This window comes from Coleofasciculus sp. (assembly GCF_046539235.1).
Lineage (GTDB): Bacteria > Cyanobacteriota > Cyanobacteriia > Cyanobacteriales > Coleofasciculaceae > Coleofasciculus.
On the sequence record NZ_JBKHHI010000176.1, the window covers coordinates 1 to 12,601 of the forward strand.

A 12,601-nucleotide genomic window follows, 5' to 3' on the forward strand; every position below is an offset into this window, starting at 1 on the left:
ATACAACTTTTTCACCTCTAGGTTATTGCCAAGACGACATCCCCGGTGGCAAGATTAATTTAATCTATCAACCCAAAGAAAACGATGCTGAAAGCCGTAGTTGTAGTTCTAGTGGTGGCAGAGCTAGTATTATTGACTGCGTTCCGACTAGCTCCAGCGCAAGCAACCACCTCTGATTCCCTAGTGTATACCTGGGGTTTTGTGCGTCCCGGAAACCAACACTTGGTTTGTAAGCGGATTACTATCCATCCGGAAAAAGAGGTTGTTTCCCAAACCTCGCACCATAAATTGGTAAAGATGTCCTCTAAATCTACAATTGTTGAGGATCGCTATTGCTCCCATTTAACCAAACCGTCTCTATAGCGTCGATTGTTGTAATAGGCGGTTTACAATACAAGCAGAGGATGAACCAACTCCAGAGAAAGGGCGACCCGATCCCATTGAGTGGATTGGTGTTGTTAATTAATGCAAGCGGGTCGCCCCTACAGGTCTGATTAATTTGTATTACACGCTACATTATCCTTCAGAGGCAAAATGCGCGATCGCAAGCCGTTTCACTGAATGTAAGAATAGTTTGATAAGCTATCTAGGAAGCTGACCTAGGGTCAGTCATAAAGTTTTCACGGCTCAAAAATCGGGTTGGCATTGAGAGACACCATGGAATGGCACGGAACAGATGCTCAAAGTTTGGCAATTATCGATCGCGAAATTGGCGCTCATACCTTTTCACCCGCCGAATACGAAATTGTGCGCCGGGTGATTTATGCCACAGCCGACTTTGAGTATCAAAAGCTGATTCGCTTTTCCGAACGTGCGTTACAAGCAGGCGCGGCGGCGTTAGCGGCTCGGACTACGATTGTGGTAGATGTGCCGATGGTACAGGTGGGAATTACGCCTCACATTCAAGAAACCTTTGCCAATCCCGTCTATTGCAGCATGGAAGCCATCACCCGCCCGCAAAAAGAAAAGACGAAGGCGGCTTGGGGAATTCAAACCTTAGCCCGACGTTACCCAGAGGGGATTTTTGTGGTAGGGCAAGCGCAAACCGCGCTAACGGCGTTGGTGGAACTGATTGAAGCAGAGGAAATCCGTCCCGCCTTAGTCATTGGCACACCTTCGGGATTTGTTGAAGTAGATGTTGCCAAATCCCGACTGGAAGATTCCTTAGTACCTCATATTCGCATCGAAGGGCGCAAAGGTTCATCAGTCGTCGCGGCAGCTATTGTGAATGGACTGGTAGACTTAGCATGGCAGGCGTATGGGCAGGATAGTACCAGTGTCAGTTGAATTCTTCGAGGGTATGGGTTGTAGGGGCGGGCGCTAGGGAATCACGTTTCACTATTGATGATCACGTTTGTACAAAACCCGCCCTAACCAAGTGTGTAGGGGCGGGTTTAGGGAATCTCTTTTCGCTGTTGATGATCACGTTTGTACAAAACCCGCCCTAACCAATTTTGTAGGGGCGGGTTTTACTACTATCGTTTCTTTCCTTACCCAGATGTAACTAAACCCGCCCTGACTAATACAGCTTGGCAGCAATCATGGAACAGCTAAAACCTCCCCAGCTTCCCCAGCTCCCCTTGCTTCCCCATCTCCTCAACGCCGACGACGCCGAGTTTTGACCACACGGTTAGCTGGATAATCATCCTCCTCCGCTTGAGTTAACTGGCGACTAACTTGACTAAACACAGTGCGCTGTACATAAGGATAGTCACTTACCCAGATATTCAAGCGAGGAATATAAATATCACTATTGGTGGCAATACGGGATAAATCCGGCTGATTCGACATCACCACCATCTGGGCAATTTGACCGGGAACAATGCCTTTGTGAGTGCGGCGCAGAGGGACTTGTAGCAGTGTGGTAAATCCGCTCTCGTCACCGACTTCTACATTCAGGCGTCGCTCCCGGTTTTCCACAATCACCAACTCACCCCGATTGTTGACATTTTCTTCAGTCCCAATCAACTCTTCAGTGACGAAGACATCCAAGACTCGACCTTGCCAGAAGCCACTATATTTATAGCGACGTATCTGCATATTACGCTGACTTGCCCAGTAGACAGGACTCCAAAACCAGTACAACCCGGTGATAATAACTAAAAGAAAGCGTAAGGGATCAAACCCTTCACCTAAAAAGAGTCCTAAGAGCAATACGACGACGACAGCGACAACCGAAATCAGCAGTCGCTTTAAAAAGTCTGGGAATTTTCCCCAGTAGTAAGCATACTGGGGAGCTGTTGCAATCAAGGGAATGAGCTGCTCAAAGGTCTGGCGGGTAAGTGGTACTAGCATGGGTTTTGTTATTGGTCATTGGTTATTGGTCATTGGTCATTGGTTATTGGTCATTGGTTATTGGTCATTGAGTCACTGCTTAGAGTTAAACAACTTTTGTCGTATTGAGTCGTTGGAAAAAACAAAGGACAAAGGACGAATGACGAATGACAAAGGACGAATAACATTACAATATTTTATCTAATCCGTAGAAGAGAGATTTGAGCTGAGTTACTTTGCGAATGGCGAGCAAGACTCCTGGCATATAACAAGAGCGATCGCTGGTATCATGACGTAGGGTGTAGATTTGACCGGATGCCCCAAAGATGACTTCTTGATGAGCAATTAAACCGGGTAAGCGGACACTGTGAATGCGAATGTTGTCATTGGCGACACTCCCCCTAGCCCCCGCTAATTTTTCGGTTTCGTCTACCATGGCGGGATTATAGGTTTTGCCTAATCCGGCTAATTGTTGAGCGGTTTGAATCGCTGTACCGCTGGGGGCGTCGGCTTTTTGATTGTGGTGGAGTTCGATAATTTCAACGTGGTCAAAGTAGTGGGAGGCTTGGATGGCGGCTTGTTGCAATAAGACCATGCCAATGGAAAAATTGGGAATAATTAAGCAACCCGTGCTGGCTTTTTCGGCAAATTCCCCTAAGTCTTTGATTTGATCACTGCTGAGTCCCGTTGTACCGACAACTGGACGAACCCCATAAGCAATAGCGGTGCGGACATTCTCATAAACGCTGTCAGGGTGGGTAAAATCCACCATCACCCCTTGCACTTTTTCCTGAGTCGCCATGACTAGCGTAGCTTGCAGGTCATTTAGAATCGGAATTTCCAATGCACCACAACCTGCGACTTCGCCAACATCTTGACCCATATAGTTCGGGTTATGATCAACGGCACCAATCAAGGTCATATCGTCGGCTTGACTGACCGCCTTAATCACTTCACGACCCATTTTACCCGCCGCACCGTTGACAACCACGGGGATGGGAGATGCATTTGTCATGGTTTTGCTTTATCCTTGAGACTCGTCAAGGGAATTTTAGCTTGTTTTGCAGCAACGTCTCTAGCGTCAAGGGTTTGAGAACCCGCCTTCGCGGGTTTAGTTTGTGTAGCTGCGGTTTCAACCGCTTGAGCCTATCATCTTTAGGCACAGGAGTGTCCAAATTTTTAACCAGCGTGAACAAAATTTATGTCCAAGTCCTTATCCATTATTGGCTGGCGGGAACGAGTCGCCTTGCCGGATTTAGGAATTTCCCAGATTAAAGCTAAAATTGACACCGGGGCGCGTTCCTCCGCCTTACACGCCTTTGATGTAGAAACCTTCTCACGGGATGGCAAAACCATGGTTCGGTTTAAAGTCCATCCCTATCAACGAGATACCCATCGCACTGTCTGTGCTGAAGCTGAACTGATTGACCAGCGACAGGTTCGCAATTCTGGGGGTCAGGCTCAGTTACGACCCGTTATCCAAACTATGGTAGAACTAAACGGGGAACGCTGGTTGATTGAACTTACCCTGACGAACCGAGATGTCATGGGATTCCGGATGCTGTTAGGGCGTCAAGCCATCCGCAAACGCTTTTTGGTTGATGCGGGTCGGTCTTTTGTCCAAAGTTCAACCGGGAAGCGCAAAATTAAGAAAACGACTCTATAGTTCTTGCTTGTATGAAAATAGCTATCTTGTCCCAAGATGCTTCGCTATATTCCACGCGACGCCTCAAGGAAGCGGGGGAAGCGCGGGGTCATCAAATGCGGGTGATTAATTACCTGCGCTGTTATATGAATATTACCTCTCATAAGCCAAAGGTGGTGTATCAGGAGAAAGTCTTGGAAGAGTTGGATGCGATTATTCCTCGCATCGGTGCGTCTAAAACGTTTTATGGGACGGCTGTGGTGCGCCAATTTGAAGTGATGGGTGTGTTTACGGCGAATGAATCCCAAGCGATTTCTCGTTCCCGTGATAAGTTACGCTGTCTTCAGATTCTCTCCCGTGAAGGTGTGGGACTTCCGGTGACTGGGTTTGCTAATTCCACTCAAGATATTGATGGGTTAATTGACATTGTTGGCGGTGCGCCGCTGGTGATTAAATTACTGGAAGGGACTCAAGGGATTGGGGTGGTTCTCGCGGAAACTCATCAAGCGGCGAAGTCGGTAATTGAAGCGTTTCGCGGTTTAGATGCCAATATCTTAGTGCAGGAGTTTATTAAAGAAGCGGCGGGTATGGATATTCGCTGCTTTGTGATTGATAACAAAGTTGTGGCGTCGATGAAGCGACAAGGCGCACCGGGGGAATTTCGTTCCAATCTGCATCGGGGTGGTAATGCTGAAAAAATTAAGTTAACTCCAGAGGAACGTAGTACGGCGGTACGGGCGGTGAAAGCGATGGGATTAAGAGTGGCGGGTGTGGATTTGTTGCGATCTAATCATGGTCCGGTGGTGATGGAAGTTAACTCGTCTCCGGGTTTAGAAGGGATTGAAAATGCTACAGGTGTGGATGTGGCGGGGAAAATTATTGAGTTTTTGCAGAAAAATGCAGCATCAGGAAAAACGCGCGATCGCATTCAGTATTAATGGGTCTTATGTCATTGGTCATTTGTCCTTTGTTTGTTGTATGCAAAAGTTAGTCGGGGCGCGTTTAGTTACTTATGGGTGAGGGAAGAAATGATAATCGTGAAACCTGCGCCTACATTTGGAAAGGGCGGGTTTTGTGCAAACGTTATCATCAATAGCGAAACGTAAGTCCCTAAACCCGCCCCTACGAACTCGGTTACCTCAAACGCAGTGAAGGGTCAAAATTCAAAACTCAACTGTGAATCATGAAACTATAACAATTGGTGGAATTAGTGTTGCGCCCGGAGAACGGAAGCGCACAGAAATTCCGGTTGCCCGTCTGCCAACGCAAACACTACTCTCATTACCGATTACTGTGATTAATGGCGCGAATACTGGTTCACGACTGTGGATGAGTGCGGCGATTCATGGCGATGAAATTAATGGGGTGGAAATTATTCGCCAAGTCTTGGAACGGATTAATCCATCTCAGCTTCATGGTGTCCTGATTGCGGTGCCAATTGTTAATGTTTTTGGCTTTATTGAACAATCCCGTTATTTGCCCGATCGCAGAGATTTAAACCGTTCGTTTCCCGGTTCCCCCCGTGGTTCTTTAGCCTCTCGTTTGGCGGATTTGTTTATGACAGAAATAGTGAGTCGCTGTACCCATGGGATTGATTTGCACACGGCGGCTCAACATCGCACGAATTTACCGCAAATCCGGGCGAATTTAGATGATCCAGAAACCTATTATTGTGCTAAAGCGTTTGCTGCACCCCTGCTGATGCATTCAACGGTGCGGGATGGCTCTTTGCGTCAAGCCGCGACGAAGCGAGGTATCCCAATCCTCTTGTATGAGGGGGGTGAGGCGTTGCGATTTGACCCGGATGCGATCGCGATCGGTGTAGACGGTATTCTACGGATGATGGTGGGGTTAAATATGATTGAGTTGGCGTTTCCTGAGTCTTTGCACCCATCATTAGAAGTTAAGCAAAGTAAGTGGGTACGAGCGCCCCGCAGTGGGATTTTGCGTCTTACTGTTAAATTGGGTCAGCGCGTTGACAAAAAGCAAGTTTTATGCATTATTTCCGATGCCTTTGGTGAGAATAGCATTAAAGCGTATGCACCCTTTGATGGCTTAGTCATTGGTCACACGCAGAATCCGTTGGTGAATCAGGGCGATGGGATTTTGCATTTAGCGGTTTTGAGTGATTAGGGAACTCTTAACCGGGAACTCTTAACAGGCAATAAAAGGTTACATAAATTCTGGTAAACCGTTACATTATAATAAATTGTTTTAGCGTTTTTTAGATTTTTGTTGCTAGAGGAAAAATAAAGCCGAACACTGGGATAAAATTCAGTTGGTCTGTGCCAGGAACAATCAACCTGATGAAATCTACTCAGTGGTGCAAAATCTGCCTATTTACTCTCTTCGCTGGAACGGTAAGACTGGTAACAGCTACTCCAGTGTTGGCTCAATCGATTACCCCAGCCGATGACGGTACAGGTACAACTGTTACTCAAAATGGCAATCAGTTTGATATTCACGGTGGCACTTTGTCAAAGGATGGGGCGAATTTATTCCACAGTTTCCAAGAGTTTGGCATTGATTCAGATCAAATTGCTAATTTTTTGGCAACTCCGGATTTGAGAAATATTCTGGGACGAGTGATTGGCGAAAATCCTTCCATTATTGACGGATTGATTCAGGTAACCGGGGGAACGGCAAACTTATATTTAATGAATCCGGCGGGAATTATTTTTGGGGCGAATGCTCAACTGAATGTCCCGGCTGATTTTACGGCAACGACAGCGACAGGAATTGGGTTTGGTAATAACTGGTTTAATGCCTTTGGAGATAATGATAATAATGAGAAGAGGTATCAGAACTTAGTCGGAGATCCCAGTCAATTTGCCTTTGATTTATCTCAAGGGGGAATCATTATTAATGCAGGAGAATTGGCAGTTGAACCTGGACGGGATTTAGCGCTACTGGGTGGACAAGTTGTGAATACAGGAACGCTGACGGCATCTGGGGGAACGATTATTATCACGGCTGTGCCGAATTCTCATTTGGTGAAAATCTCCCAATCGGGACAAGTGCTAAGTTTGGAGGTGGAGTTACCGAGGAGTAATGGGGGGTTAACGTTACCGACAAACCCTCTGGATTTAGCGACGTTGTTAACGGGTTCGGGGAATACAGTAGAAACTGGGGTCGAGGTAACACCATCGGCAGAGATACAGACGGATTCTGGGGGAATTATACCAAGTCAGGTTGGGGTGGCGATCGCGTCAGGAAAAGTTGAGTCGGGTACAGGTCATATTTCGATTATCGGTAGGGGCGGAACCGACGAGAATACTACTTCAGGTATTCCGGGTATCCAAATTAGTCAGGATAGCCGTATCGAAGCAATTGGACAAGGAACAATTACCCTCAACGGTACAGGAGGAAGCGGCGGAAATTTCAGCGAAGATAACCCAGGAAATCGGGGAATTTGGATTAAGAATGCTACAGTGTCTTGCCAAGATGGCACTATTCATTTCATCGGCACTGGGGGTTCTGGGGACAATGGCTTACACTATGGTGTTTCTATTGGTAATCAGCAGGGAATTGTCCAGTCAACGGGAACGGGAACGATTATTTTTGAGGGGATTGGAGGTAATGGAGGAGAAGGAACGCGACATGGTAGTCAAGGAATAAAAATTGACTCCGATAGTTTGGTTAGTACCAACGATGGGGATATTCAGTTTATGGGTGAGGGGGGAACCGGACCTGACCAGTATAACCATGGCGTTGAAGTTTTTGTACGGTCGAGTGTTGAGGCGACAGGAACTGGAAATATTACAATTGAGGGGATTGCTGGTGCGGGGATAACGGAAAATCACGGGATCAGGATTCAGGAATGGAGTGGAAGTAATCCTTCTCGGATTAGGGCGAGGGATGGCGCGATTACCCTAACCGGCGTGGGTAAGGGAACAGGAGACAATAACTATGGCATTGATTTAAGAGGGGGCGGTGTAGAGAAAACGGGTGGGGGAACTATGACTTTGGAGGGAATTGGTGCCAATGGTGCAGCTGGGATTAATGTGCAAGATGGTTTTATTCAAGCCAGAGGAACAGGAGAGAGTACGACTACCTTGATTGCGGATCAGATTCAGGTGAGTGATGATCCGAATTTCCCGCTAACTCCCCAAATCGAGGGCGCGGGGACGGTGCAATTCTACCCCCTTGACCCAACGCTAGATATGACGATTGGAGAGACAAGCACGAGCAATACCTGGAATCTGGATACTGATAAACTGAATCTATTCCAAGATGAATTTGAGCAACTTGTGATTGGTGGCGAGGATAGTCAGGGTACAATTACGTTGGCAGATGATATCACGTTTAAAGTTCCGGTAATTTTGCGATCGCTAGTTGGTTCAGGGACAATTGATACCACAGGCTTTACCCTGACAGGCACTCAAGATGCCACGATTACGCTGCAAGCTAATCAAAGCATCACCACGGGTACTATTATCAATCCAGGTCGTGGGATTACCCTAACAAGTAATGGTTCGATTAATACTCGTAGCGGAATCCTTGATAGTCATGATCAAACCAAAAATGGGGGAGCGATTACACTAACCGCTGTTCAAGATATTACCACGGGCGATATAGATACCAGTTCCGGTGGAAATGGTCAAGGGGCAAACATCACGTTAATCAGCCGTGATGGAGAAATTATCACGAATGATCTCAACAGTTCTGGATTCAGTGGCGGTAATATTTTAATTGATGCGGCGACGGCAATTACAACGGGAAAAATTAATAGCCGCGGAACTATCAGCGATGGCGGTAATGTTACTTTAGATCCCATTGGCGATATCCAAGTTACCTTGATCAACGCCCAAGGGGGAAATAATGGTCAAGGAGGTCAAATTGATATTACCGCGGGTCAATTTTTCCGGGCTACGGGAACATTTATTGACCGAGATGGGATGAGTGCTAGCATCTCTACGGCTGGGGGATTGGGAGGAGATTCTATTACGCTCAGACATGGTGGAAATGGTGTCATTCCCTTTATCTTAGGTAATGGCACAACCAATGGCACTAGGGGAACAATTACCAGTGGCGATTTCACGATTTCCCCAACTCAATCTTTTCTATTTACTCATCAGGTGGGTAATATTCAGATTATCAGCGTTGATTCCCCGCCCATTCCGATGACGTCGCCGACTCCGGGTATAGAGTCTCCGATTCCGGTGACGCCACCGACTCCGGATATAGAGACTCCCATTCCGGTAACTCCACCAATTTTGATTCCGGAGTCTCCCACTTCAGAAACTAACGCTGCTATCAATCCTGTTAATTTAGTCAAACCTCTAACTGAACCCACGTTACCTCCCGACAAAGACGAACCGCCTGAAATCGAAATTGACACCCAGGTTGCCAAATGGGAGGAATCATTAACCCGTGACTATGAAACCTATTTAGGACTCGAAGATACTACCATTTTGACTCTGGCAGATGCCCGGGCAACTTTACATCGTATCGAACAAGCTACAGGGGCGAAACCTGCGCTGATCTACGCCATTTTTGTACCCACCACAATGGCTAGTCAAGATAGTCAATCCTCAACTGATGAATCTCCCTCACGAAATAATGATCAACTCGAAATTATCCTTGTCACCGTGAATGGGCAACTCATACGCCGCCCTATACCCGGTGCAACCCGCCAAAAGGTACTCGATACCGCCCAACAGTTGCGCCGCGCCGTTACCGATACCCGTATCCCTCGTTCCTATCACCGTCATTCCCAACAGCTTTATCAGTGGTTAATTGCGCCCTTAGAAACAGAATTAAAGACGCAACAGATTAATAATCTCGCCTTCATTATGGATCAGGGATTGCGTTCCCTACCCATAGCCGTTTTGCATGATGGGGATAAATTTATCATTGAACAATATAGTATCGGTTTCATGCCTAGTCTTTCGCTTACTGATACCCGTTATCGAGATGTGAGAGATTTACAGGTTTTAGCTATGGGTGCGTCCCAATTTACTGACCAAAACCCATTACCGGCTGTCCCCACTGAATTATCCGCGATCGCGACTCAATTATGGCAGGGTGAATCATTCTTGAATGAAACCTTTACCGCCGCCAATTTGAAAACAGCGAGGGCATCTCAACCCTTTGGAATCATTCATTTAGCTACCCACGGCGAATTTAAATCAGGTCAACCCAGTTCTTCTTATATTCAGTTTTGGGATCGTCAACTTAAACTGAGTGACATCCGCCAATTGGGATTACATGACCCCACCGTGGAACTGATGGTATTAAGTGCCTGTCGGACGGCTTTAGGGAATGAAGAAGCGGAGTTAGGATTTACCGGGTTAGCGGTACAAGCTGGGGTTAAATCTGCCCTAGGAAGTTTATGGTATGTGAGTGATGAAGGCACGTTAGGGTTAATGACAGGTTTTTATGAACAATTACAGCAATCACCTCTGAAAGCCGAAGCCTTGCGACAGGCACAATTAGCGATGATTCGCGGACAAGTGCGATTAGAAGAGGGTTATTTGATTACACCAAATCGTCGGATTGCTTTACCACCAGAATTAGCTAATTTGCCAGCAAAGGAACTCACTCATCCTTATTATTGGAGTGCCTTTACTTTAGTTGGAAGTCCGTGGTGAGAGAGTTTTGAACCACCGCCAAGCTCTATTTTAAACTAACAATTTAGCACAATAACTACGGAAGACCCCAATTAAACCTCTGAGTTTTTACCCTTCGCTTGTCTCAAGAGATCGTCGGTGATCACCTGTAGGGGCGAGTCGCTGCTTAAATGGGGTGGTGTTAGGATTAACTGCTCTCGACTCGCCCTGCCAAATGTGGTAGTTTCCGATAATTAATTATACGCGATTTAGGGTTACATAGAGAAAATTAACGGTTTAATTTTAGGCAATGGTTCATGTCGATTTTTCTGGGTTTTCCTGATACCTGATGCAGGGCGACCCGATAAAATTTATAGGTCAATTGTGTTCATTTTTGCAGCGGGTCGCCCCTACCATTCAATTGATATCGATAGAATTGATGGGGTATGTCAAATGTGACAGTAATTAGTCGGACATGGTTTTATACATAAGACGAATGATATAAGACGAATGACGAATGACGATTACTCCTCTGGATTAGTAATCAACCTAGCGCCACGATTACGGGTGAAATATCCCCATGCCCATTGCACCATGACGATAATTTTATTATCAAATTCAATCAGGAAAAAGATATGCACAAAAATCCAAGTTAACCACGCCAAAAATCCGGAAAATTGTATAAAACCTAGATTCACCACAGCCGCATTGCGTCCAATCACGGCTAAATTGCCGTAGTCTGTATAGTGAAATTGAGGTAATGTTTCTCCTTTGAGGCGTTTTTGGATTAAATTGGCTACATATTGCCCCTCTTGCATGGCAACGGGGGCGACACCAGGTAAAGGTTTGCCATCGTCGTATTGGTGGGGAAAATTGGCTAAGTCACCAATGACAAAAATATTGGCATATCCTGGTACAGTTAGATCAGGATTAACTATCACTCGTCCAGCGCGATCGCAGGTTGCTTCTGTAGCCTTTGCCAGTACCTCTCCTATCGGTGAGGCTTTCATCCCGGCTGCCCAGAGGATGGTTTTTGCGGTAATCTGTTCTGTGCGATCGCCGCTTTTAATCGTCACCTGATCCCCGTCTATATTGGTAACTAGCGTCTTTGTCTGTACCTGAACGCCTAAATGCTCAAGTTCCGCTTGCGCTTCGGCGGATAATTGGGGCGGATAGGGAGGCAATACTCGCTCCATTCCTTCTAATAAAATAATCTTAGTTTCTGTTGTATCAATGTGGCGGAAATCCTGGTTTAATGTAGTATGAGCCAGTTCTGCTAATGCCCCTGCCAATTCTACTCCCGTAGGTCCACCGCCGACAATCACAAAGGTTAACCACGCCCGACGTTGATCGGGATCAGCTTCTTTTTCTGCGGCTTCAAATGCCGATAAAATGCGTCGCCGCATTTCTAACGCATCTTCAATGGTTTTCAATCCAGGTGCTTTCTCTGCCCATTGGTCGTTGCCGAAATAGTGATGACTTACACCTGTCGCCACAATTAAAGTATCATACTTAATCTTGTTACCATCCTTAAGTTTAATCAAGCAATCCTGGGGATTGATATCGATTACCTCTCCCATCAATACCTGAGTATTTTTCTGACGCTTCAGTACGGCGCGTAGGGGAGAAGCAATATCGCCAGGAGATAAACCGCCTGTAGCCACTTGGTACAACAGAGGCTGAAATAAATGAAAATTACGTTTATCAATTAACGTTACCCGAACCGATGCCCTAGCCAGCGATTGGGCGGCATAAAGTCCACCAAACCCACCGCCTATAATCACCACATGTTCAGGAGATTGATTATCAATTGCTGCATTAACCATTAGTTACTGTTCCTAACTCAGTTGGCAAAATTATAGTTTCGGCGATCCAAAAATGCTTAAGCAGCGTGCTATTCCCGCTAAAGCAAGCTCAAGCTTACTGGGTAAGATATTGAACCCGTTTTAACGGGTTTAAGCTTTTAGCCAAGAACTTGAGTTCTTGGCTTGGCGGATGTCATGATTTACTGACAAAGGTGCAAAATAAAATATCAGGCTAATCTAACCCCGCTTCAACGCCAAGGTTAATCCATCAGCAATAGGGACTAAACTTAAAATAACCTGTTCATCTTGACTAATAGCTTGGTTAA

At 46.2% G+C, this 12,601-nt stretch carries 9 protein-coding genes; 6 read left to right on the forward strand and 3 right to left on the reverse strand.

The window, feature by feature from the left end; translation table 11 throughout:
• Window positions 1-84 precede the first annotated feature (84 nt).
• Entirely contained in the window at window positions 85-363 is a 279-nt protein-coding gene (locus ACLFWI_RS16320; protein WP_446413787.1) for a hypothetical protein, read from the forward strand.
• A 294-nt stretch (window positions 364-657) separates the two neighbouring features.
• Entirely contained in the window at window positions 658-1,287 is a 630-nt protein-coding gene (locus ACLFWI_RS16325) for a precorrin-8X methylmutase (protein ID WP_446352035.1), read from the forward strand.
• Between the two features lie 309 nt (window positions 1,288-1,596).
• On the opposite strand, the gene ACLFWI_RS16330 is transcribed toward ACLFWI_RS16325, so the two are convergent.
• The gene (locus ACLFWI_RS16330; protein WP_446413788.1) at window positions 1,597-2,295 is read right to left on the reverse strand and encodes a phosphate ABC transporter permease; all 699 of its coding nucleotides are present in this window, start codon (window positions 2,293-2,295) and stop codon (window positions 1,597-1,599) included.
• A 166-nt stretch (window positions 2,296-2,461) separates the two neighbouring features.
• A complete protein-coding gene (gene dapB, locus ACLFWI_RS16335) occupies window positions 2,462-3,289 on the reverse strand; it encodes a 4-hydroxy-tetrahydrodipicolinate reductase (protein ID WP_446410203.1) in 828 nt (275 codons plus the stop codon).
• Between the two features lie 186 nt (window positions 3,290-3,475).
• On the opposite strand from dapB, the gene ACLFWI_RS16340 reads away from it, so the two are divergent.
• From ACLFWI_RS16340 to ACLFWI_RS16355, 4 genes are all read left to right on the forward strand, one after another.
• Window positions 3,476-3,940: an ATP-dependent zinc protease family protein gene (locus ACLFWI_RS16340; RefSeq protein ID WP_446413789.1), complete on the forward strand. Its 465-nt coding sequence runs from the start codon at window positions 3,476-3,478 to the stop codon at window positions 3,938-3,940.
• Window positions 3,941-3,951: 11 nt separating this feature from the next.
• Window positions 3,952-4,857 (forward strand): 30S ribosomal protein S6--L-glutamate ligase, encoded by a 906-nt coding sequence (gene rimK / locus ACLFWI_RS16345; protein ID WP_446413790.1) that lies wholly within the window; start codon window positions 3,952-3,954, stop codon window positions 4,855-4,857.
• A 238-nt stretch (window positions 4,858-5,095) separates the two neighbouring features.
• On the forward strand, window positions 5,096-6,052 hold the full coding sequence (locus tag ACLFWI_RS16350) for a succinylglutamate desuccinylase/aspartoacylase family protein (protein WP_446413791.1): 957 nt from the start codon (window positions 5,096-5,098) through the stop codon (window positions 6,050-6,052).
• 173 nt (window positions 6,053-6,225) lie between these two features.
• Window positions 6,226-10,512 (forward strand): CHAT domain-containing protein, encoded by a 4,287-nt coding sequence (locus tag ACLFWI_RS16355; RefSeq protein WP_446413792.1) that lies wholly within the window; start codon window positions 6,226-6,228, stop codon window positions 10,510-10,512.
• A gap of 482 nt (window positions 10,513-10,994) precedes the next feature.
• Here the strand turns inward: ACLFWI_RS16355 and ACLFWI_RS16360 are convergent, their stop codons facing one another.
• On the reverse strand, window positions 10,995-12,296 hold the full coding sequence (locus tag ACLFWI_RS16360) for an NAD(P)/FAD-dependent oxidoreductase (RefSeq protein WP_446413793.1): 1,302 nt from the start codon (window positions 12,294-12,296) through the stop codon (window positions 10,995-10,997).
• Between the last annotated feature and the right edge of the window lie 305 nt (window positions 12,297-12,601).

Coding starts and splice junctions, on each gene's coding strand:
- ACLFWI_RS16320 (WP_446413787.1), top strand. CDS start 85: ATGCTGAAAGCCGTAGTTGTAGTTCTAGTGGTGGCAGAGCTAGTATTA.
- ACLFWI_RS16325 (WP_446352035.1), top strand. CDS start 658: ATGGAATGGCACGGAACAGATGCTCAAAGTTTGGCAATTATCGATCGC.
- ACLFWI_RS16330 (WP_446413788.1), bottom strand. CDS start 2,295: ATGCTAGTACCACTTACCCGCCAGACCTTTGAGCAGCTCATTCCCTTG.
- dapB (WP_446410203.1), bottom strand. CDS start 3,289: ATGACAAATGCATCTCCCATCCCCGTGGTTGTCAACGGTGCGGCGGGT.
- ACLFWI_RS16340 (WP_446413789.1), top strand. CDS start 3,476: ATGTCCAAGTCCTTATCCATTATTGGCTGGCGGGAACGAGTCGCCTTG.
- rimK (WP_446413790.1), top strand. CDS start 3,952: ATGAAAATAGCTATCTTGTCCCAAGATGCTTCGCTATATTCCACGCGA.
- ACLFWI_RS16355 (WP_446413792.1), top strand. CDS start 6,226: ATGAAATCTACTCAGTGGTGCAAAATCTGCCTATTTACTCTCTTCGCT.
- ACLFWI_RS16360 (WP_446413793.1), bottom strand. CDS start 12,296: ATGGTTAATGCAGCAATTGATAATCAATCTCCTGAACATGTGGTGATT.